Annotated in this window: 22 protein-coding genes; 15 read left to right on the plus strand and 7 right to left on the minus strand. The window is 56.7% G+C overall.

Annotated elements, in window-relative coordinates; translation table 11 throughout:
* Position 1: 1 nt before the first annotated feature.
* The 5 genes from DFO52_RS01965 to DFO52_RS01985 are packed head-to-tail and all read left to right on the plus strand — an operon-like array spanning position 2 to position 5,486.
* Positions 2-946 carry an ABC transporter permease gene (locus tag DFO52_RS01965; protein WP_133549090.1) on the plus strand — a complete coding sequence of 315 codons (945 nt, stop codon included), beginning with the start codon at positions 2-4 and terminating at the stop codon, positions 944-946.
* The gene (locus DFO52_RS01970) at positions 943-1,791 is read left to right on the plus strand and encodes an ABC transporter permease (RefSeq protein WP_133549092.1); all 849 of its coding nucleotides are present in this window, start codon (positions 943-945) and stop codon (positions 1,789-1,791) included. Before DFO52_RS01965 ends, DFO52_RS01970 begins: the two co-directional genes overlap by 4 nt.
* Complete coding sequence (locus DFO52_RS01975; RefSeq protein WP_133549094.1) at positions 1,791-3,398, plus strand: ABC transporter ATP-binding protein; 1,608 nt, start codon at positions 1,791-1,793, stop codon at positions 3,396-3,398. The genes DFO52_RS01970 and DFO52_RS01975 overlap by 1 nt, the downstream gene beginning before the upstream one ends.
* Positions 3,395-4,384, plus strand: a complete 990-nt coding sequence (locus DFO52_RS01980; RefSeq protein ID WP_121931613.1) for a putative FMN-dependent luciferase-like monooxygenase — start codon at positions 3,395-3,397, stop codon at positions 4,382-4,384. Before DFO52_RS01975 ends, DFO52_RS01980 begins: the two co-directional genes overlap by 4 nt.
* A 10-nt stretch (positions 4,385-4,394) precedes the next feature.
* Positions 4,395-5,486, plus strand: a complete 1,092-nt coding sequence (locus DFO52_RS01985) for an alkylhydroperoxidase domain protein (protein WP_133549096.1) — start codon at positions 4,395-4,397, stop codon at positions 5,484-5,486.
* Positions 5,487-5,492: 6 nt separating this feature from the next.
* Here the strand turns inward: DFO52_RS01985 and araJ are convergent, their stop codons facing one another.
* From araJ to DFO52_RS02000, 3 genes are all read right to left on the minus strand, one after another.
* Complete coding sequence (araJ, locus tag DFO52_RS01990) at positions 5,493-6,668, minus strand: MFS transporter AraJ (protein WP_133549098.1); 1,176 nt, start codon at positions 6,666-6,668, stop codon at positions 5,493-5,495.
* Between the two features lie 187 nt (positions 6,669-6,855).
* The gene (locus DFO52_RS01995; RefSeq protein WP_033145637.1) at positions 6,856-7,362 is read right to left on the minus strand and encodes a YbjP/YqhG family protein; all 507 of its coding nucleotides are present in this window, start codon (positions 7,360-7,362) and stop codon (positions 6,856-6,858) included.
* Positions 7,362-7,730: a hypothetical protein gene (locus DFO52_RS02000; RefSeq protein ID WP_032656922.1), complete on the minus strand. Its 369-nt coding sequence runs from the start codon at positions 7,728-7,730 to the stop codon at positions 7,362-7,364. The genes DFO52_RS01995 and DFO52_RS02000 overlap by 1 nt, the downstream gene beginning before the upstream one ends.
* A gap of 254 nt (positions 7,731-7,984) precedes the next feature.
* On the opposite strand from DFO52_RS02000, the gene ppk2 reads away from it, so the two are divergent.
* The 3 genes from ppk2 (at position 7,985) to DFO52_RS02015 (ending at position 9,417) form a co-directional block, all read left to right on the plus strand.
* Positions 7,985-8,803 carry a polyphosphate kinase 2 gene (ppk2, locus tag DFO52_RS02005; RefSeq protein WP_133549100.1) on the plus strand — a complete coding sequence of 273 codons (819 nt, stop codon included), beginning with the start codon at positions 7,985-7,987 and terminating at the stop codon, positions 8,801-8,803.
* Between the two features lie 102 nt (positions 8,804-8,905).
* Positions 8,906-9,094, plus strand: coding sequence for a hypothetical protein (locus DFO52_RS02010; protein WP_133549102.1), 189 nt, complete (start codon positions 8,906-8,908; stop codon positions 9,092-9,094).
* Entirely contained in the window at positions 9,094-9,417 is a 324-nt protein-coding gene (locus tag DFO52_RS02015) for a CcdB family protein (protein ID WP_071789384.1), read from the plus strand. Before DFO52_RS02010 ends, DFO52_RS02015 begins: the two co-directional genes overlap by 1 nt.
* A gap of 51 nt (positions 9,418-9,468) precedes the next feature.
* Here the strand turns inward: DFO52_RS02015 and fdnI are convergent, their stop codons facing one another.
* From fdnI to fdnG, 3 genes are read right to left on the minus strand one after another with little or no spacing between them, the layout of a single operon-like run.
* Positions 9,469-10,125: a formate dehydrogenase-N subunit gamma gene (gene fdnI, locus DFO52_RS02020; protein WP_121931673.1), complete on the minus strand. Its 657-nt coding sequence runs from the start codon at positions 10,123-10,125 to the stop codon at positions 9,469-9,471.
* The gene (gene fdxH / locus DFO52_RS02025; RefSeq protein ID WP_133549104.1) at positions 10,118-11,002 is read right to left on the minus strand and encodes a formate dehydrogenase subunit beta; all 885 of its coding nucleotides are present in this window, start codon (positions 11,000-11,002) and stop codon (positions 10,118-10,120) included. Before fdxH ends, fdnI begins: the two co-directional genes overlap by 8 nt.
* Positions 11,003-11,013: 11 nt before the next feature.
* A complete protein-coding gene (gene fdnG, locus DFO52_RS02030) occupies positions 11,014-14,061 on the minus strand; it encodes a formate dehydrogenase-N subunit alpha (protein ID WP_133549106.1) in 3,048 nt (1,015 codons plus the stop codon).
* Positions 14,062-14,282: 221 nt separating this feature from the next.
* On the opposite strand from fdnG, the gene yddG reads away from it, so the two are divergent.
* From yddG to DFO52_RS02045, 3 genes are all read left to right on the plus strand, one after another.
* On the plus strand, positions 14,283-15,161 hold the full coding sequence (gene yddG / locus DFO52_RS02035; protein ID WP_133549108.1) for an aromatic amino acid DMT transporter YddG: 879 nt from the start codon (positions 14,283-14,285) through the stop codon (positions 15,159-15,161).
* Between the two features lie 619 nt (positions 15,162-15,780).
* Positions 15,781-16,863, plus strand: a complete 1,083-nt coding sequence (locus DFO52_RS02040) for a porin OmpD (protein WP_029741107.1) — start codon at positions 15,781-15,783, stop codon at positions 16,861-16,863.
* Between the two features lie 77 nt (positions 16,864-16,940).
* Positions 16,941-17,381: a GFA family protein gene (locus tag DFO52_RS02045; protein ID WP_029741106.1), complete on the plus strand. Its 441-nt coding sequence runs from the start codon at positions 16,941-16,943 to the stop codon at positions 17,379-17,381.
* Here DFO52_RS02045 and DFO52_RS02050 read toward each other — a convergent pair.
* Positions 17,371-18,315 (minus strand): LysR substrate-binding domain-containing protein, encoded by a 945-nt coding sequence (locus DFO52_RS02050; protein ID WP_133549110.1) that lies wholly within the window; start codon positions 18,313-18,315, stop codon positions 17,371-17,373. The two genes, DFO52_RS02045 and DFO52_RS02050, sit on opposite strands and share 11 nt — an antisense overlap.
* Positions 18,316-18,485: 170 nt before the next feature.
* Here DFO52_RS02050 and DFO52_RS02055 point away from each other — a divergent pair, with 170 nt between their 5' ends.
* The 4 genes from DFO52_RS02055 to DFO52_RS02070 are packed head-to-tail and all read left to right on the plus strand — an operon-like array spanning position 18,486 to position 22,027.
* Positions 18,486-19,436, plus strand: coding sequence for a branched-chain amino acid ABC transporter permease (locus tag DFO52_RS02055; RefSeq protein WP_029741104.1), 951 nt, complete (start codon positions 18,486-18,488; stop codon positions 19,434-19,436).
* A gap of 8 nt (positions 19,437-19,444) precedes the next feature.
* Positions 19,445-20,551: an ABC transporter ATP-binding protein gene (locus tag DFO52_RS02060; RefSeq protein ID WP_029741103.1), complete on the plus strand. Its 1,107-nt coding sequence runs from the start codon at positions 19,445-19,447 to the stop codon at positions 20,549-20,551.
* Positions 20,548-21,315 (plus strand): ABC transporter ATP-binding protein, encoded by a 768-nt coding sequence (locus tag DFO52_RS02065; RefSeq protein WP_063439030.1) that lies wholly within the window; start codon positions 20,548-20,550, stop codon positions 21,313-21,315. The genes DFO52_RS02060 and DFO52_RS02065 overlap by 4 nt, the downstream gene beginning before the upstream one ends.
* The gene (locus tag DFO52_RS02070) at positions 21,308-22,027 is read left to right on the plus strand and encodes an ABC transporter ATP-binding protein (RefSeq protein ID WP_133549112.1); all 720 of its coding nucleotides are present in this window, start codon (positions 21,308-21,310) and stop codon (positions 22,025-22,027) included. Before DFO52_RS02065 ends, DFO52_RS02070 begins: the two co-directional genes overlap by 8 nt.
* The last annotated feature ends 22 nt before the right edge of the window (positions 22,028-22,049 follow it).

The following is a 22,049-nucleotide window of genomic DNA, read 5'->3' on the forward strand; positions in this document are numbered from 1 at the left end:
GATGCGCCACGCACTTCTTCAACGCTTTGGGCACGGGCTGCTGGTACTGTGGGCCGCCTTTACCCTCTCGTTCGTGTTGCTCCAGGTGCTGCCGGGCGACGCGGTGCTGATTAAATTTCAGAACCCGGACCTGGGCTTAAGCCCGGCGCAAATCGAGGAGATGCGCGTGGCCTACGGCGCGGACAGCCCGCTGTGGCAACAATACGGCCACACGCTGCTGGCGATGCTGCGCGGGGATTTCGGCTATTCGCTACAGGCCGGCGTGCCGGTCAGCGAGCTGATTGCCAGCAATCTGCCGGATACCCTGAGCCTCGCCCTGCCCGCGTTTGCGCTTGCGGTCCTGCTGGCGTTCGCGCTGGCCTTTGCATCGCGTCTGCCGGGTCTGCGCTGGCTGAGTAATACCCTCCAGTCTCTGCCGGTCCTGTTTATCTCCCTACCCACGTTCTGGCTCGGGATTGCCCTCATCCAGCTCTTTTCTTTTCAGCTGCGGCTGATCCCGGTGATTAACCCGACGCCGCTCCAGGGGCTGATCCTGCCGATCGTGACCGTCGCGATCCCGATATCCGCCCCGCTGGCACAAATTCTGATGCGCGGTCTGGACCAGGTGGCGACGCAGCCGTTTGTCGCCGTGGCCCGTGCCAAAGGGCTGAGTGAAACCGCCGTCCTGTGGCGTCATGTTACCGGCAACGCCCTGCTGCCGGTCCTGAACATTGCCGGGCTGCTGCTGGGCGAGCTGATTGCCGGGGCGCTGATCACGGAAACCGTTTTTGGCCGCAGCGGGCTCGGACAGCTGACCCAGCAGGCGGTGAATAACCAGGATATCGCCGTACTTCAGGCGGTAGTGATGATTTCCGCCCTCGGTTTTGTCCTGATCAATCTGCTGGTGGATCTGCTGATGCCGCTGCTGGATCCCCGTCTGCAAACCGTTACCGGAGGTGCATCATGAGTCTGGTCGATTACGCTGCCGCCGCGCGAAAACGCGTTCCTGCCTGGCAGGGCGTGGAATGGCAGCCGGGGCTGTGGCTGGCATGGGGGGGGATTATTCTCGCCGCTTTTGCCGCCGTGGCACCCAGCCTGTTAACCCACTACAGCCCGATTGAGGGCATCGCCGGGGCACAGCGCCTGGCGCCGCAGGCGGGACACTGGCTCGGCACCGATCAGCTTGGCCGCGATGTTTACACGCGTATTGTCTACGGTGCATCACACTCCCTGAGCGCGGCGCTGGCCGCCGTGACGATGGGTCTGGTGGTCGGTACCGGCTTAGGGGTGATTGCCGGGGCGTTCGCCGGACGCGTCGAGTCTCTGCTGATGCGCTTCGTCGACGTGCTGCTGTCCATCCCGTCTCTGCTGCTCTCGCTGACGGTGATTATTCTGCTCGGGTTTGGCACCGTTAATGCCGCGATTGCCGTCGGCGTGGCCTCCATTGCCAGCTTCGCCCGCCTCGCGCGCGGTGAAGTCGTGCGTATCCGCCATACGGATTATGTCGAAGCGGCGTTCGGCAGCGGCGGGACGTTTTTCGCCGTGCTGTGGCGACACATCCTGCCCAACGCGTTAACCGCCGTTCTGGCCTTTGCCACGCTGCAGTTTGGTCAGGCCATCCTGGCGCTCTCTACGCTGAGCTTTCTCGGCTACGGCACCCCGCCGCCGGTGCCGGAATGGGGGTTATTGATTGCCGAAGGCCGTAACTATCTCTCTACCGCCTGGTGGCTCACCACCTTCCCCGGCGTCTTCGTCATCGCCGTGGTGCTGGCCACCAACCGTATCAGCCAACAGTTCAGCGGAGGTCGCTAATGACCGTGCTCTCAGTGGAAAATTTGACGATCAGCTACCGTACCGCGCGCCAGTGGCGAGAGGTGGTGCATAACGTCAGCTTCACGCTCGGGCGAGGGGAAATGCTGGCGTTTGTCGGCGAATCCGGATCCGGCAAAACGACCACGGCGCAGGCGATCATTGGCCTGCTGGCCGATAACGCCCGGCGCGATGCGGGAAAAATATCGCTAAACGGCGAGGAGATTAGCAGATGGTCCGCGAAGCGTCTCGATACCCTTCGCGGGGCGCGAATTAGCCTGGTGCCCCAGGATCCGGGTAATTCGCTCAACCCGGTGAAAACCATCGGTGCGCAGGTCGGAGAAATCATTCAGCTCCACCAGAAAGTGACCCGCGCCCAGCGCGACGAGCAGGTGCTCGCCCTGCTGACAAAGGTCGGCCTGAGCCACCCCGAACAGCGCATGACGCAGTATCCCCACCAGCTCTCCGGCGGGATGAAACAGCGCGTGTTGATTGCCATTGCCATTGCCCTGCGCCCGGATGTGATCGTTGCCGATGAGCCCACCAGCGCGCTGGATGTGACGGTGCAAAAACGCATTCTCGATCTGCTGGATATCCTGCGCCGGGAATCGGGTACCGCCGTTCTGTTTGTCACCCACGATCTGGCGCTGGCCGCACAGCGCGCGGACAGGCTGCTGGTGTTTCGCGATGGCGAGGTTCAGGAACAGGGCAACACCGCCGATATCGTCCGCACGCCGCAGCACGCCTACACCCTCCAGCTGTTGAGCGATCTCCAGGGCAAGCGCCTGACCATCGCCCCGGTAGCCGGTCGCCCGCTCGCGTCCCCGGCCATTCGCGCCCGCGCCATCAGCAAACAATTCTCCCTGGGCAAAGGTCATCAGCTTCAGGCGCTGGATCGGGTGACGTTTGACGTCAGGCGCGGTAGTACGCATGCGCTGGTCGGTGAATCCGGCTCCGGGAAAACCACCCTCGCCCGTATTTTGCTGGGTTTTGAACAGGCCGACAGCGGGCAGGTCATCATTGATGATATTGATGCCACCGCGCTCAGCCGCGAGGCCCGCCGTCAGCTGCGCCAGAAGATCCAGTTTGTCTACCAGAACCCGTTTGCCTCTCTCGATCCGCGTCAGACGCTGTTTGACATCATCGAAGAGCCACTGAAGAACTTTTCTCGCCTCGGCAAGACGGAGCGAAAGCTCCGGGTGGAGACGGTGGCGCAGCGGGTTGCCCTGCCCGTCGAACTCCTGACCCGCACCGCCCGGGAACTTTCAGGCGGGCAGCGGCAGCGCGTTGCCATCGCCCGAGCGCTGATCCTGGAACCGACCATTCTGGTGCTGGACGAAGCCACCTCGGCGCTGGACGTCACCGTGCAGGCGCAGATTCTGGCTCTGCTTCAGCAGCTGCAGCAGCAGCTGGGATTGACCTACCTCTTTATCACGCACGATCTGTCTACCGTTCGCCGGATCGCCCACAGCGTCACGGTGCTGCGCAGCGGTCAGGTGGTCGAACAGGGTGACGTCGGAACCTTATTCGCGTCGCCGCAGAACGATTATACCCGCGAGCTGATTGACGCCATTCCCCATTTTTCACCCGCTACGGAGGAGTTCGCATGACGCGAAAACGCCTGGGATTTTTCACCCGCCTGCTTGACGACGCTTCGCCAAAGGAGCGCTATCGTCTGGCAACTGAACAGATCCGCCACGCCGAACGCCACGGTTTTGACAGCGCCTGGATTGCCCAGCACCACTTCCACGAAAGTGAAGGTGGCCTACCGTCGCCGCTGCTGTTTCTGGCGCACGTAGCCGCGCATACCGAAACCATCCGCCTGGGCACGGCCATCATCACCCTGCCGATGGAAAACCCGCTGCGCGTCGCCGAAGATGCCGCCGTGCTCGATTTACTCGCCGATGGTCGTCTTGAGGTCGGTTTTGGTTCGGGCGGCACACCGACCTCATTTCTGCCGTTCGGCCTGACGTTTGAGGAGCGCGGCGCGGCGTTTGCTGACCATTTGCATGTGATCCAAAGCGCCTGGCGCGGGGATTCGCTGACCCATCCGGATAACCACCTTTACCCGCCTGCGCCACAGCTTGCCGACCGTATCTGGATTGCCACCTTCTCTGTTGACGGAGCCGTTCGCGCCGCCCGGGCCGGACACGGTTTAATGCTCTCCCGCACGCAGCCGCGCCCGGCAGATCGGCTGGATTTAACGCTCGACGAGATCCAGAACCCGATTGTGGATGCCTACCTTGAGGCGCTGCCTGCGGGCATCGCACCGCGCATTTTGGCCTCCCGTACGGCGTTCGTCGCCGACAGCGACGACTATGCGCTCAGGGTCGCGACGCCGGGCCTCACGAAACAGGCCCAGCAGCATCGCGCTGCCGGGCACGTGGTTAAAGGTGACAACGTCACCGACTATCGCCGCCAGTTTGACGCGCATATTGGTTCGCCCGATACGGTGCTGCATTCTCTGAATGCTGATTCCATTCTCAGGCGCGCCACGGATATTTCATTCCAGGTCCATTCGGTCGAACCCACGCATCGCGACACGCTGCGGTCCATCGAACTGATCGCCGAACGTATTGCCCCCCACATCCTTTGAGGAGACACCTATGTCATTAAGTCAGGACATTCTCGCCGAGCTGGCGGAAATTAAACCCGGTTCCCCTCTGGCAGAGGCGCGCGCCACGCGTGATGCCGCCACGCGCCACGCGCAGGGCAGCTACGAAATCCTCTTTAGCCAGCAGGATGCTGATTTTGCACTCGACGAGCGCTTCGCCGTGGCGGCAAAAGTCGCCAGGTGGCACAGCGCGGAGGCGCTGGCCGCACACTATGCAGGGTTTGGCCTGGCCGATCCCACCTCAGAACGCCTGACCCCGGCGCTGAACTTCGCGCGCCTGCTGACGTTCTCACCCGTCGAAGCGACGCCAGCAGCGTTAAAGGCGCTGACCCAGGCGGGATGGAGCAAGGAAGGCATTGTTACCCTGGCGCAGCTCGTCGCGTTTGTGAGCTTCCAGAGTCGACTCATCACCGGACTGCGGCTGCTGAACGACAGGCCCGTCGCCAAAAGCGATGCGCCGGTGGCGGCAGGCATCTGGCACACGATCGCAACAACGGTCACCGGGAAGGCGGCCCCCGTCGCGTTTACCCAGCAGGAGCTGGGATGGGAACCGTGGATAGCGGCCAAACCGCTGGCGGATTTCCGTGACGATGAGGTTGCCATTCTGGCTAAATTTGGCCATACCGATTCCGACTACTTCCGCCTGCTGGGGCGCAACCTGCCGGTGCTTGAACAGCGCACATTAACGGATAAAGGAATTTTTTATACATCGGAGGGATTGCCGCGCGCCGAGCGCGAGCTGGCCGCAACGGTAGCCAGTAAAATCAACGGCTGCATTTACTGCGCATCTGTCCATGCGCGTAAAGCCAGCCAGCTGTCAAAGGATGACGCGGCGGTGGAAGCCCTGCTGGCCGTGAGGCCGGGGCGGTCCCTGAGCGAGGGGCAATCCGTACGCTGGCAGGCGGAAATCGATTTTGCGGCGGCGCTGTCGGTCACGCCGCCTGCCGCCACGCCGCTGCACCTTGCCGCGCTGGAAAAAGAGGGGCTGGATACCTTAGCGCAGCTTGATCTGGTGCAGTCCGCCGCGTTCTTCGCCTGGGCCAACCGTCTGATGCTGACCCTGGGTGAGCCCTGGCTTGCCTGAAACCCGTCAGGCTAGCGCGCGAGCGTTAGCCTGAGCCCGTCTGGCCCGCAGGTGGCTGTAGATCAGCAGTGCACTCATGGCCGAGAACGAAAGTATTGCCGCCGGCAGCGTGACGTAACGCCAGCTAAAGCCGAGGACAATCATCATCCCGCCAAAGTACGCGCCAATCGCACTGCCGAGATTAAACGCCATCTGCCCCCCTGCCGCCCCCAGCATCTCACCGCCCTTCGCATTTTGCAGAAGCAGAATTTGTAGCGGCGCAGAGAGCGCGAACAGCCCGGCGCAGCAGATAAAGCCCATGACCAGCGAGGCCGTTTTCAGTTCACCAAAGGCGAAAAGCAGCAGCAGCGAGGCGACAATCACCATGTCGGTGGTGGCCGCAATGCGCAGCGGGCTAAAACGCCCCGAGAGCTTACCGCTCAGAAGATTGCCCAACACCATGCCAAGCCCCATCAGCATCATGATGGCCGTCATCATCCCTTCTGAATAACCGGAAACGATGACCATAAACGGCTTAACGAAGCTGAACCATGCGAACACCCCGGCGTTGCCAAACATGGTGGCGGCAAAAATAAGCCAGGGTTCTGGTTTTTTCAGAAAGTGGAACTGCTCGGTGAATTTGATTTCTGACGTGTCGCGGATGTCCGGTACCCAGAGCAGAACCGAGAGGATCACCAGCGCATCGAATACGGCAATCAGAAAAAAGGTATAACGCCAGCTGAACTGGTGCCCGAGCCAGGTCCCCAGCGGAACGCCCACCAGGTTCGCCACGGTCATACCGGCGATCATCCCTGCCACCGCGACCGTCACCCTACCCGGTGGCGCAATTTTAGACAGGATAATCGCCCCGACGCCAAAAATAGCCCCGTGCGGAAAGCCGGAAATCAGCCGCCCCACCGCCAGCCAGAAATAGGATGTGGAAAACGTGAACAGGGCATTTCCGACAGCGGACATCGCCACCAGAAACAGCAGCGTGGTTTTTAACGAGAACTTGCCCGAGAACAGCGCCACAATCGGGGCGCCAATCACCACGCCGAACGCATAAAACGAGATCATATTCCCGGCGGAGGGAATCGAAATACCGGTGTCATGTGCCAGCTCGGTTAACACGCCCATAATGCCAAATTCGGCCATTCCCAGGCCAAATGTGCCAAGCGCCAACGAAAAAATTGTCTTTTTCATACCTCAACCACTGGTTAATCACTCGCGACGGGCATTATTGAATAATCCTGTATGGTGAGCCAGCTCAAATCCGTTGGCTGGCAGGTTAATCCATTAATTCAGGAGTTTTCTCCCATTGCTACGCGGCGGGAATGGGAAACAAAAAGCCCCGACTGGTGTCAGGGCCAAAGGGTTTAAGGTTTAGCTTTTACAGTTCGCTTTCTGCCGCTGATTTAGCGCGTGTAATAGCGCCAGCATTGAAAATTGGGTGCTCGTGATTGTTCGTTATGTCACGAACGCGGTAGATTTTCCATGCATCTCCTTCACGACGAAGAAAGACTTCAAGATGTATGCTTCTTCCATCACCCGCCCCCTCAATGACCTGGACTACTTCACCGTTTAAAAATGGCCTTGCGTTTCCCACTCGTAACGCAGGTATCCAATCGCGAGAGTAATCCTGGGTATACGTAAAATAATCAGATTCGATTAACTCTTGTTCAGAGATTTCCTGAATGGCGCTAATGCGAGCAATAGTATCAGCAGAAACATATTTACGCAGTGCGTCGGCAGGATAAGGCCTGGCTTCATCGCTGCCGAATGCGGAAAGATAGGATTTATAAAATGATTCGGTAGCGTCTTGCGCGCTCTGATCTTGACGGGCAGCCGAACTACATCCCACCAGCAGCATAACGAATGATAAAAATATCCTTTTCATCAGTGCATCCTGTAAATTTTAAAGGATGGTTGCATTTTGCGGTACCCAGGCCCCGGATACATGCTTTTTTGAACAAAGTCAGAAATCCACTGCGTACCGTCATACATAGTCATGTGACCTATGCCATTTCCTCCAGGATACGGCTGTATCACAGCCACATCGCCAGAAATTAAAGTAGAACCGGGCGGCAGCTCACTGAACCCAGCACGTAATAACTCCGCCCCATAATCTTTTGCATAATCTGTGTTCGGCACCTTAACGCCTCCAGCCAGAATGGCCAGGCGGGTAAACTTAGCACATTCACTATGAGAGTGCCCCAGAGCGTGTGAACGGAGATACGAAACTGCAGCTTCTTTATTCCAACTCATTCTTAGTTCCTTTAAGTAAATAAGAATGAAATTATCACGCTAACCACATATGGCGTGTGGGTTTAAAAGTGCTGATTTTATTGCATCTACATAGGGGAATGGGTGCTAAACCCCTTCGCGAATACCTCAGTATCTGCTTAAAAAAAGTGTTGTGAAATTAATTACCTAAAAACATTACGCATAATATCAGGTGGATTACACTTCATAGTGCGGCCTCGCTTTTTTCCGCGCCGGACAATCTGAGGATGACCATCATGGGAAACAAAAAGAAAACCAGTGTCGCTGTCGATGTCGTAAAGAATGCACCGTTAAAGACCAAAGAGTATGAAAAAGAGCTACGTCGCCTCCACGTTGAACTGGTTAAGCTCCAGCAGTGGGTCGTCGCCAAAGGGCTAAAAGTGTGTATTGTTTTTGAAGGACGCGATGGTGCCGGCAAAGGCGGCACCATTAAAGCGATCACCGAGCGCGTCAGCCCTCGCGTGTTTCGCGTTGTTGCCCTCCCTGCACCCACCGAGAAAGAGAAAACCCAGCTCTATTTTCAACGTTATGTTCCCCATCTACCTGCCGCCGGAGAGATCGTCATTTTCGACCGAAGCTGGTACAACCGCGCGGGCGTCGAGCGGGTAATGGGATTCTGCACCCCCGAGCAGGTTGAAAAGTTTCTAGATGGTACGCCGGTGATGGAAAAAGCGATGGTTGATGCCGGGATTATCCTGCTGAAGTACTGGCTGGAGGTCACGCCTAAAGAGCAGGAGCGCCGCCTGCGCGATCGTATTAACGATGGTCGTAAAATCTGGAAGCTATCGCCGATGGATATTAAATCCTTTAACCTGTGGGATGAGTATACCCTCGCGCGCGACGCCATGTTTGAAGCGACAGATACCGCATGGGCGCCGTGGTTTGTGGCACGTTCAGAAGATAAAAAACGCGTGCGTCTGAATATTATTTCGCACCTGCTCACCCAAATTCCCTATAAAGAAATTCACGTTGAAAAAGTGGATTTACCGAAACGTAAAATTGGTAAAGTCAAACCCACAAAATACCCGTTCCGGTATGTGGAGGAGCGGTTCTGAAATTACTGGAATACGCCTCGCAGAATGTAGATTACCAGGGGATACGGTATTGTTTTTTGTTGGCTGCGGTTGATAATGACCGCACCAACAAAGGAGCTGAAAATGAAGCCAAACCGAAACAAAGACTATAGCAAAAGGGAGAGCATGGCGAGTGGAGTCTCCCGCGAGGCCCGTACACCAGAGGCGCGAAGACGAGAGCATCAGCAAGATAAAGAATTCATAAGAGCCATGAATGAATTTACAGCTAAAGCGGGATTATTATCAGACGATCCTTTCTTTGGAGGGATTTAATGTGCTTTCAGTTTGACGTTTACCGTAATCCTTCAGAAAGAACACGGGACCACCAGCCTTATTTTATGATAATTCAACATGACTATTATGATGATTTATCAACAAGACTGATTATTCCATTAAGCTACCATAGCTATCTACGTGGACATATCAATGCCGCGATGCCTTTAGTGAATATTGATTTCGAGCGATATTTCCTTAACACCGCTGGCATAACACACGTGGAGAAACAGAAACTAAATAATAAAGATTATGTATGTAATCTTCGCAGCGCGAGAAGTACTGTTATCGCGGCGATAGATGCGTTAGTGACCAATACATAACGTAGGCCTGCGCAAGCGCAGCGCCGCCGGGCAAAGCCGACGGCGCAGGTCTTACTTCATTCCTTCCGTGCTTTCCCGTTTCGCTTCCAGTCGCTCCACATCACGATACCAGCGCGGGTGGTGTTTCTGCGCCCAGCGGCGGCTCACCTTCCCTTCAATCATCCCTGTAATCGATCCTTTGACCCAGAACGCCATATACATATGGATCAGGATGGCGTGGATGAGAATGATGGCCGACGTGGCGTGGATCAGCAGCGCGTAGCGAATCACCTGAATCGGGAAGTAGTGCGCAAAATAGGGACGCCAGATAATCACGCCGGTCACCAGCAGCACAAAAATCATGCTCATGATGGTCCAGAACATCATCTTCTGCCCGGCGTTATATTTCCCCACCTTCGCGACCTTATGCTCGTTGCCTTTCAGGACTTCGACGATCCCTTTCACCCACGGAATATCCTGCTTGTCCGGGATGTTGTGGTGGACAAAGCGCACGAACATAAACATCAGCACCACGAAAATCAGCACGCCGAAGAACGGGTGCAGAATGCGCCCCATCTGCGGCGTGCCGAAGGTTTCGGTCAGCCACTGCAGCGTCGGGAAGAAGAACGAAATCCCCGACACCGCCACCAGGAAGAAGCAGATCACCACCGTCCAGTGACAGGCGCGGTCGACAAACTTCGTGCGCACGATCGTTTTCGACTTACTCATGATGCTCCTCCTCGTCCTCATCCACCTCTTTGTTTGGCCCGATACCGATGTAGTGATAAATCAGCCCCGCAAAGGTGGCGATAAAGCCCGCCGCGGAGAGCGGTTTAAGCGCCCCTTTCCAGAGGTTGATGGAGGTATCGATCGCCGGATCCTTCGGCAGGTTGTGGTACAGCTCAGGCTGGTCGTTATGGTGCAGCACATACATCACGTGCGTACCGCCCACGCCCTGCGGGTTATAAACACCTGCATTCTGGTAGCCGCGCGCTTTCAGCTTGTCCACGCGCGCCTGCGCCACGTCCAGCATCTCTTTTTTAGTGCCGAAGTGGATAGCCCCGGTCGGACAGGTTTTCACACAGGCAGGCTCCTGCCCGACGCTGACGCGGTCCACGCACAGGGTGCATTTGTATACCCGGTTATCCTCTTTATTGAGGCGCGGGATATTAAACGGACAGCCCGCGATGCAGTACCCGCAGCCGATACAGTTGTCCTGCTGGAAGTCGACGATCCCGTTGGCGTACTGAATAATCGCGCCGGCAGACGGGCACGCCTTCAGGCAGCCCGGATCTTCACAGTGCATGCAGCCGTCTTTGCGGATGAGCCACTCCAGCCTGCCGTTCTGCTCGGTTTCGCTAAAGCGCATTACCGTCCAGGATTTGGCGCTCAGATCCGCCGGATTGTCGTAGACCCCCACGCAGTGCCCCACCTCGTCGCGGATATCGTTCCACTCCGAGCACGCTACCTGGCAGGCCTTGCAGCCCACGCAGGAGGAGACGTCGATAAGCTTGGCGACCTCTGCCTTATAGTCCCGCGCGCGGGGCGCGGGCGTTATCGGGTTAGTCGCGGAGCGTTTGATAACGTCTTGTGTTTCCATCGCCATTGAATCGCTCCTTACGCTTTCTCGATGTTGACCAGAAACGCCTTGTACTCCGGCGTTTGCGAGTTGGAATCGCCGACGTTTGGCGTCAGGGTGTTGGCGATATAGCCTTTCTGCGCCACGCCCTCAAAGCCCCAGTGCAGCGGGATCCCAACGGTTTCCACCTGCTGCCCATGCACGTTCAGGCTTTGAAGACGACGCGTCACCACCGCCACCGCGCGAATAAACCCGCGCTTGCTGCTCACCTTAACGCGGTCGCCGTTGGCGATCCCTTTCGCCTTCGCCAGGGTTTCGCTGATCTCCACAAACTGTTCCGGCTGCGCGATGGCGTTAAGCCGCGCGTGCTTGGTCCAGGTATGGAAATGCTCGGTCAGGCGGTAGGTCGTCCCGACGTACGGGAACTTGTCCTTTTTACCTAATCGCAGCACGTCCTCTTCGTAGATACGCACCACCGGACTGGAGATCACGTTCGGGTGCAGCGGGTTAGTCCCCAGCGGCGTTTCCATCGGCTCGTAGTGCTCCGGGAACGGCCCTTCCGCCAGCTTGTCGAGGGCAAACAGGCGGCCCAGACCTTCCGGCTGCATGATGAACGGCCCGGTTTTACTGCCCGGTGCCGCGGTGTTGTAGTCAGGGATATCGTTCCCCGTCCACTTCGCCCCGTTCCACTGGATCAGCATGCGTTTTGGATCCCACGGCTTGCCGTTTACGTCCGCAGACGCGCGGTTATACAGCACGCGACGGTTCAGCGGCCACGCCCATGCCCAGCCCAGCGTGTTGCCCAGCCCGGAGGGATCGGCGTTGTCGCGGTTGGCCATCTGGTTGCCCTGCTCCGTCCAGCTGCCGGTGTAGATCCAGCAGGACGACGCCGTCGTGCCGTCGTCGCGTAGCAGCGCGAAGCTGTTCAGCAGCTGGCCTTTCTTCGCCACCAGGTTGCCGTTAGCGTCATAGAGATCCGCCAGCGCCACGCCGTTGTTCTCTTTGGCGACTTCCTCTGACTCAGGACGGTCCGGCTGCTTGTAGTCCCAGCCCATTTTCAGCAGCGGCTCAGCGCCTTTGCCGCCTTCGGTGCGGTACATCTCGCGCAGGCGATGGTAAATCCCGGCCAGGATTTCGCCGTCGTTACGCGCTTCGCCCGGCGCATCCTGGCCTTTCCAGTGCCACTGCAGCCAGCGGCCGGAGTTAGCGATGGAACCGTCCTCTTCCGCAAAGCAGGTGGACGGCAGGCGGAACACTTCGGTCTGAATCGACGCCGGATCAACATCGTTCGATTCCCCGTGGTTCTGCCAGAAGGTGGACGTTTCGGTCACCAGCGGATCGATAACCACCATGTACTTCAGCTTGCTCAGGCTGCGAACGACTTTGTTTTTGTCCGGGAAGGAGGCTACCGGGTTAAAGCCCTGGCAGATATACCCCGTGACGTTGCCTTTATCCATCATGTTGAAGTACTTGATGACGTCGTACGCCTGGTCCCACTTCGGCAGCCACTCAAAGCCCCAGTCGTTCTCCTTCTGGGCCGCATCGCCGTAGAAGGATTTCATCAGGCTGACGTAGAACTTCGGATAGTTGCTCCAGTAGTTCACCTGGTCCGGCAGCGTCGCTTTCGGCGTATTGGCCTCAAGATACGTTTGCAGATCCGCCTGCTTTTCCGACGGCAGCGTCAGGTAGCCCGGCAGGCTGGTTGACAGCAGGCCAAGGTCGGTGAGCCCCTGAATATTGGAGTGACCGCGCAGCGCGTTCACGCCGCCGCCCGCCATCCCCATGTTGCCGAGCAGCAGCTGGATCATCGCCATGGTGCGGATGTTCTGCGCGCCGACGGTATGCTGCGTCCAGCCCAGCGCGTACAGGAACGTCGTGGTTCTGTCTGCGGCGCTGGTTGAGGCCAGCACTTCACACACCTTCAGGAAGTCCGCTTTCGGCGTGCCGCAGATGTTTTCCACCACGTCCGGCGTGTAGCGGGAAACGTGCTGCTTCAGCAGATTCCACACGCAGCGCGGGTGCGTTAGCGTTTCATCACGCATCGCATAGCCGTTTTCGTCGAACTGATAGTTCCAGGACGTTTTATCGTACTGGCGTTTTTCGGCGTCATAGCCGCTAAACAGCCCGTCATCGAAGGCAAAATCATCCCGCACCAGCAGGTTCGCGTTGGTGTAGTGCTTAACGTATTCCGCGTTAATTTTGTTGTTTTCGATCAGGTACAGCAGTACCCCAGACAGGAACGTAATGTCCGTGCCGGAGCGGATTGGCGCATAGATATCGGCCACCGATGCCGTACGCGTAAAGCGCGGATCGACGACGATAAGCGTCGCATCGTTGTTGTTTTTCGCTTCCATCGCCCAGCGGAAACCCACCGGATGGGCTTCAGCGGCGTTACCGCCCATCACCACCACGACGTTAGCGTTTTTAATATCAACCCAGTGGTTGGTCATCGCACCGCGACCAAATGTTGGAGCAAGACTTGCTACCGTTGGTCCGTGTCAGACGCGCGCCTGGTTGTCTACCGCCAGCATGCCGAGAGAGCGCACAAATTTTTGCGTCAGCATGCCGGTTTCATTACTCGCCGCAGACGCGCAAAGCATCCCGGTGGAAAGCCAGCGGTTAACCGTTACGCCCTGCGCGTTCTTTTCAATAAAGTTGGCGTCGCGGTCGGCTTTCATTAATTTGGCAATACGGGAGAAGGCCTCATCCCAGGAGATTCGCTGCCACTTGTCGGAACCCGGCGCGCGGTATTCCGGATAGCGCAGGCGATTTTCGCTGTGTACATAGTCCAGCAGCCCCGCCCCTTTCGGGCAAAGTGCGCCGCGGCTCACCGGATGATCCGGGTCCCCTTCAATATGGTAAATCGCTTCTCTGGCGTTCTTCGCGCCATCGCCCAGGCTATACATCAAAAGCCCACAACCTACGGAGCAGTATGTGCAGGTGTTACGGATCGCTTTCGCGCGCAGCAGCTTATAGTTGCGTGCCTGAGCCAGCGCCATTTTGGGAGCAAATCCCAGCATGGCTACCGTTGTTCCGGCCATACCGCCCGCGCAGATTTTAAAAAATTGTCTGCGGCTGACGTCCATTGTTGTCCTCGTTTTCAAATAAGACTTCGCGCCGCAAACTAGCAGTAACTCCCCTGATTTTTTTGCGTCAAATCAAGGTCATCTGTCTTCCCCCCCTTAATAGTCACCCCCGGTATATTTAAATACCCCTTTTTGATTAACGGTTTAAGAGAATAATTGGCGACAGCGTCAGGATGAATGCGATACATTTTTCCTTTGATTTTTATTGCAATGGCGAAGTAATGGACAGAAAAAGAGCAACGCTTATTGGGCTGGCGGCAATACTGTTATGGAGCACCATGGTCGGCCTTATTCGCAGCGTGAGTGAGGGACTGGGCCCTGTAGGCGGTGCGGCGATGATTTACACCCTCAGCGGATTACTGTGTCTGGTGACGGTAGGATTTCCTGATATCAGGCGGTTTTCACCCCGCTATCTTATTGCCGGCAGCGTTTTATTTGTCAGCTACGAAATATGCCTGGCGCTGTCGCTGGGCTATGCCGCAACGCGTTCGCAGGCTATTGAAGTGGGCATGGTCAATTACCTTTGGCCAAGCCTGACCATTGTGTTTGCCATCTTGTTCAACGGACAGAAATCAACTCTGTGGGTGATCCCCGGCTTAGCCGTCTCATTGCTGGGCGTCTGCTGGGTATTGGGCGGTGAACAGGGTTTACATCTGGATGAAATAACCCGCAATATCGTTTCCAGCCCGCTGAGCTACGCGCTGGCGTTTGCCGGGGCATTTATCTGGGCCGCCTACTGCACCGTCACTGCCAAATTTGCGAAAGGACAAAACGGCATCACGCTGTTTGTTTTGCTGACCGCGCTGAGCCTGTGGGTGAAATATTTCCTGAGCGATCAGCCCGAGATGGTGTTCACGCTTCCGGTGGTAGTGAAACTCGTCATGTGCGGTATTGCGCTTGGGTTTGGTTACGCCGCATGGAATATTGGCATCCTTCACGGTAACGTCACGGTACTTGCCGCCGTATCCTATTTTACCCCTGTCCTCTCCGCCGCGCTTGCCGCCGCAGTGCTGAGTTCCCCCCTCTCATTCTCGTTCTGGCAAGGCGCGCTGATGGTTTGCGCCGGGTCGTTGCTCTGCTGGTACGCAACAAGACAATAATGCCGGTTTTGCTGTCGAGAAATATTTATCCCGACAGCAAATACTTAACATAAATTTAATATGTGAGCGCACGCCAAAATATTCATCTGAGCACTAGAGCACGTGTTTAGATTCTGTTTATATTCCACCCCCTTTCGTAAATCCCGCCCTCACGAATTGACATAAATTGACACCTGAAGGTTATTAATGCGCTTCAAATACTCACAAGGTTAATAGCACAAAGTGCAATAGTATGTTTCTGTTTATTTCAGTTGCCAGAACGGAAATTCCGTGCATTACGAGTCCAAAGCAAGGCATTAGGGCTATAATGACCATTCATCGCTCCCAAATGAACGGAAATACCGATAATTACCACTTTTTATAAAACCCTTAGGAAACTATATTCACCGCAATCAACCCGACAATTAATTGATTAAATACTAATCATTTGACGCTATTTCATCGTCATTTACCCGATCTCGATCACACTAAATGAAATTATTGCTAATAATTTGAAACTTATTATTGAAATAGGACTACAAGATTTTTAAAAATAGCATGCCATTGACGATCGGCCTCGTTTAGAAATCGTTCAAAGTGGCTCAGGAAATACCAAAGAAAATTATAAGGAACATTTAAGATGAAACTTAAATTAGTTGCAGTGGCAGTGACTTCCATGTTGGCAGCAGGCGTTGTAAACGCGGCTGAAATTTATAACAAAGACGGTAACAAGCTGGATCTGTACGGTAAAGTAACGGGTCTGCACTATTTCTCTGATGATACTGATAACGACGGCGACAAAACTTACGTTCGTCTGGGCTTCAAAGGCGAAACTCAGATCAACGATCAGCTTTCCGGTTACGGCCAGTGGGAATATGAGTTCAAAGGCAACCGTTCTGAATCACAGGGCTCTGACGGCAGCAAAACTCGTCTGGCATTCGCGGGCCTGAAATTCAACGAATTCGGTTCTTTCGACTACGGTCGTAACTACGGTGTTGCTTACGACATCGGCGCATGGACTGACGTTCTGCCAGAGTTCGGTGGCGATACCTGGACCCAGACCGATGGCTTTATGACTGGCCGTACGACTGGCGTTGCAACCTACCGTAACACCGACTTCTTCGGTCTGGTTGACGGTCTGAACGTTGCCGCTCAGTACCAGGGTAAAAACGACCGTAACGACATCACCGAAGCGAACGGTGACGGCTGGGGTCTGTCTTCTACCTATGAAATGGACGGCTTCGGTGTCGGTGCAACCTACGCGAAATCTGACCGTACTGACCGTCAGGTTGCTGCAGGTCGCGTCGCTAACACCGTTAACGCTGGCGGTGAGAACGCAGAAGTATGGGCTGCTGGCCTGAAATACGATGCGAACAACATCTATCTGGCAACCACCTACTCTGAAACCCGCAACATGACCAACTTTGGTAGCGGTTATATCGCGAATAAAGCTCAGAACTTCGAAGTTGTTGCTCAGTACCAGTTCGACTTCGGCCTGCGTCCGTCCATCGCTTACCTGAAATCCAAAGGTAAAGACCTGGGTTCATACGGCGACCAGGATCTGGTTGAATACGTTGACGTTGGTGCGAGCTACTACTTCAACAAAAACATGTCTACCTATGTTGATTACAAAATCAACCTGGTTGACGACAACAGCTTCACCAAAGCAACTGGCGTTGCTACCGACAACATCGTAGCTGTAGGCCTGACCTACCAGTTCTAAGATTTGTCACGATAAAAGGCCAGCCCATGCGGCTGGCTTTTTTTATACGGATTTCTGGCGTCAAAAAGGAGTACGCCATGCACATATTCAAAGGACGCTGCTTGTGCGGAATGAGTCAGTTCAGCGTGAGCCTCAACAATTTTGACGTATACGCATGTCACTGCACCCAATGCCAGAAGTGGTCGGGCGGCATTGCCATGTATCTTGAGCCGCAGGGCGAACCGCTTCTTGAGCAAGGCTCCATCGCCCCTTCTCATTTTGCATCATCGGCGCGCGGCGAACGCTGGTTCTGTCCCGGCTGCGGCTGCCCGCTGTGGTTCAAACTGACCTCCACGTCGCGCTATTTCATTCCCTGGACGCTGCTTGAGATGGGCGAAGATGAGCGACGCCGGCTGGTGCTCGCCGCGGAAATCTACACCGAAACCCAACCCGCGTTTTTTGGCCTGACCGGGCAATACGCACGCTACAGCGGTTCGGAAATTGAAGCGCTTGATAAGCACTGCCTGCTTACGCCGTAAGCGGTTCAACGCCTGCAGCCCGACGAAGCCAGTTTTGCAGCAGCTTACCGTCCTCGGTCATCTCTGAATCGGCACGCGTGCAGAGGTAATAGTCGCGCCCGTCGTCAATGGGTAAGTCAAATATCTTCACCAGCTCGCCGCTCTCAAGATAAGGCGCGATCAGCGGCTCGCGCATCAGCGCGCAGCCCAGACCAGCCTGTACGCCCGCCAGCGTCAACAGCCCGTCTTCAAACAGGGGGCCGCTGCGCCGCAGAGATCGTTTTACCCCCTGCAACTGAAACCACTGCGGCCAGCTGGTGCGCTCCTCATCATGCAGCAGCGGCATTTGCAGCAGTTGCTCAGGCGTATCGATATGCCCATGAATGCGCAAAAATGCGCGGCTACACACCGGAACCATCTGTCCGGAAATCAGCTTTTCGCTCTGATAGCCCGCCCACTGGCCGTTACCAAAACGAATCGACATATCCGACGCATCGCTCAGATAGTTACGATGGTTGGCATACACAACGTTGATCTCGGTCTGCGGATTAGCGCGCATGAAATCAGGCAGACGCGGGATAAACCACCCCATGCCAAAAAGCGGGATCAGGCTGATGGTGACCTGACGCGTTTGCGCCTGCTCTGCCAGATGCTCCGTTGCCTGTCGCAACACGTTAAACGCCGCACGGATCGAGCGGTAATATTCACGTCCGTGCTGGCTCAGCACCAGCCTGCGCCCCTGACGTTCCGTCAGCGGCATTTGCAGATAGCCTTCGAGCACCTTGAGCTGATGACTGACCGCCGACGGTGAGATATCCAACTCCTGCGCGGCCAGCGTGACGCTGCCCAGCCGGGCGATGGCCTCGAAGGCACGGACAGCCCGAAGCGGCGGATCGTTTGCCAGGCGACTGTCCGCATACGCGGACAAACCCGCCGATTGTTCTGTTTTATTCATATGTTGATTTCTTTAGGCTTTACACCTTAAAACTCGATTACATTATCTTTATATAAATCATTAAGATAAAGCAATAGCGGTTTATCATAAGAAATAATATATGTGTATTTTACAATTTAATTCATTTATCGGATGGTAGCCGCAGAAAGAAGACTTTGCGGGAACAGACGTTGGATACACTCATACAACAACTGATCAACGGCGTGATGCTGGGAAGCATTTACGCGCTGATCGCGCTGGGCTATACCATGGTGTATGGCATCTTGCGCATTATTAACTTTGCTCACGGCGATATTCTGATGGTCGGTGCGCTCACCACCCTTTCCGCCATTAACGCCCTGAACGCCACCTTTCCGCACATGCCGCTGCTGTTGCAGCTTGGCGTTGCCCTGGTGATTGCCATGGCCGTTTGCGCCCTGCTGGCAATGGCTGTGGAGCGCTTTGCCTACCGCCGACTGCGCAACGCCCCGCGCCTGGCGCCGCTGATCTCGGGTATCGGCGTCTCGGTCCTGCTGCAAACCGTGGCGATGATTATCTGGACGCGCAACCCGCTGATGTTCCCGCAGATCCTGCCCATGGAGCCGATCGCCGTGACGTCAGGAAGCGAACTGCATCCCCCCGCCATTGTGACCGTCACCGGCATTGTTACCGTGGCGTTGGCGCTTGCGGTGATGACCGGGCTATGGCTGCTGGTGGAATACACCCGCCTGGGGCGCGGCATGCGCGCCGTGGCGGAAAACCCGCGCGTTGCCACGCTGATGGGGGTTAACCCCAATGCCATTATTACCCTGACGTTCGCCATTGGCGGCGTATTTGCCGCGCTGGCAGGCGTGATGATGGCCAGCAACTACGGCAACGCCAGCTTCTCGATGGGCTTTTTGCCCGGGATCAAAGCCTTTACCGCCGCCGTGCTGGGGGGCATTGGCAACATTCGTGGCGCAATGATTGGCGGGATCCTGCTCGGCATTATCGAAGCGCTGGGCGCAGGTTACCTGGGTGAACTGACCCACGGCGTCTTCGGCAGCAACTATCAGGACGTTTTTGCCTTCATGGTCCTGATTCTGGTGCTGGTCTTCCGCCCAGCAGGCCTGCTGGGCGAGCGCGTGGCGCACAGGGCGTGAGGGAAACAATGACAACGCTTCAACTACAAACCCCGGCGGCGACGCGCAAATTCTGGTCAGGCATGGTCCTGTTCTGCCTTGCGCTGCTGGTTGCTCCCGCGGTGGCCACGCAGCTTGGCGGCAACTACTGGGTGCGCGTTATCGACTTCGCCCTGCTCTACATCATGCTGGCGCTGGGGCTCAATATTGTGGTGGGCTATACCGGCCTGCTGGATATGGGGTTTATCGCCTTTTACGCGGTCGGCGCCTATCTCGCCGCACTGATGGCCTCGCCGCACCTGCTGGAGGTGTTTCCTCTCCTCGGCGTCTGGTTCCCGGACGGGCTGCACACCTCATATCTGCTGATTATTCCGCTGGCGGCGCTCGTCGCTGCGGTCTGCGGCATTTTACTGGGTGCTCCCACGCTGAAGCTGCGCGGGGACTATCTGGCGATAGTAACCCTCGGCTTTGGCGAAATTATCCGCATCCTGATGCGCAACCTCGACCGTCCGGTGAACATCACCAACGGTGCGAAGGGCATTACCGGGGTGGATACGCTGAATCTGTTCGGCCTGAAGTTCAGCGGCGTATACCACTGGTTTGGTTTCAAAGTGCCCGCCCTGTGGCTGTGGTACTACCTGCTGATGCTGGTGATTGTGGCGATTATTTTTGTCTGCCTGCGCCTGCAGCATTCCCGTATTGGTCGCGCCTGGCACGCCATCCGTGAAGATGAAGATGTGGCCCGCGCGATGGGCATCAACGTGCGTAACTATAAGCTGCTGGCCTTTGCGATGGGTGCCTCTTTTGGCGGCGTGGCGGGTGCCCTCTTCGGCGCGTTTCAGGGCTTTGTCTCCCCGGAATCCTTCACGTTACAGGAATCCATTGCCGTGCTGGCGATGGTGGTGCTGGGCGGGATGGGACACATTCCGGGCGTGATCCTCGGCGCGATTCTGCTTACCGCCCTGCCGGAACTGCTGCGCAGTCAGGCAGCCCCGGTTCAGCAGGCGCTGTTCGGTACGGTACTGATTGACCCGGAAGTGCTGCGTCAGCTGTTCTACGGCCTGGCGCTGGTGCTGGTCATGCTGGTGCGTCCTGCCGGGATTTGGCCGGTACGCCACAAGGAGGTGAATACATGAGTCTGTTAACCGTACGCAACATGTCAAAACGCTTCGGCGGGCTTACCGCCGTGGACGACGTTTCGATCGCCGTGAACAAGGGCGAGATCTACGGCCTGATTGGTCCTAACGGGGCGGGAAAAACCACCTGTTTTAATCTGATCACCGGGCTTTATCCGGCGGACAGCGGTGAATTTTCAATTGCCGATAGGCCCTATTTTCCAAAGCACATTGAGAAAGTCACCGCCGCCGGGATCGCGCGCACCTTCCAGAACGTGCGCCTCTTTAACGATATGTCGGTGCTGGAAAACGTGATGGTGGGCCGCCACGTGCGCACCCGCAACGGCCTGTGGGCCGCGCTGAGCCGTCACAAACGCGCTCGCGAAGAAGAGAAACAGACCCGGGAGCTGGCCTGGCACTGGCTGGAGTACACCGGCATTGCGAAGTTTGCGCACTACCGCGCCTGCGATCTGGCCTATGGCCATCAGCGCCGTCTGGAGATTGCCCGCGCGCTGGCAACGGATCCGCTGCTGCTGGCGCTGGACGAACCCGCCGCCGGGATGAACGCAGCGGAAAAAGTGGCGCTCGGCGAGCTGCTTATCCGCCTGCGCGACGACGGCAAAACCCTGCTGATGATTGAACATGACGTCAAGCTGGTGATGGGCATCTGCGATCGCCTGACGGTGCTTGATTACGGTAAAACGCTCGCCAGCGGCACGCCGGAGAGCGTGCGCCGCGACCCGGCAGTGATCGCCGCCTGGCTTGGAGGCAACGCCCATGTCTGAATTACTGAAGGTGGAACGCGTGGACGTGCATTACGGCGGCATTCAGGCCGTACGCGATGTCTCTTTTACCCTGCACGAGGGCGAACAGGCTACGCTGATCGGCGCTAACGGCGCGGGGAAAAGCTCCACCGTGCGCGCCATTACCGGGCTGGAAAGCTTTAGCGGCCGTATTGAATTCAACGGTAAAGCGGTGCGTAAGCACAGGCCCGAAACCCTGCTCCGTGACGGACTGGTGATGGTCCCGGAAGGCCGGGGGATCTTCTCCCGAATGACGGTCCTGGAAAACCTGCAGATGGGCGCCTGGCTCAGGCGTGACACTGTCACCGTTAAGCGCGAGATGAACGAGATCTTCGAACGCTTCTCACGCCTGGGAGAGCGCCAGCATCAGCTCGCAGGCCTGCTTTCCGGCGGAGAACAACAGCTGCTGGCCCTTAACCGCGCCCTGCTCAGCCGCCCGCGCCTGCTGATCCTCGACGAACCCTCGATGGGCCTTGCACCGAAGATGGTCGAAAACATTTTTGCCGTCATTGCCGGCCTGCGCGAGCGCGGCGTTGCCCTGCTGCTCATCGAACAAAACGCCCGTCTCGCGCTGGAAGTCACCGACAGCGCGTGGGTCATGGACAGCGGCAGCATTGTTCATCATGGCGAATCGAAAGCGCTGCTCAATGACGACCGGATTGCACAGATTTATTTGGGCGAAATGCCCGTTTAACAACACCAGCCAACATCAGGGA

It is taken from the genome of Enterobacter sp. AG326, assembly GCF_004362415.1.
GTDB lineage: Bacteria > Pseudomonadota > Gammaproteobacteria > Enterobacterales > Enterobacteriaceae > Enterobacter > Enterobacter asburiae.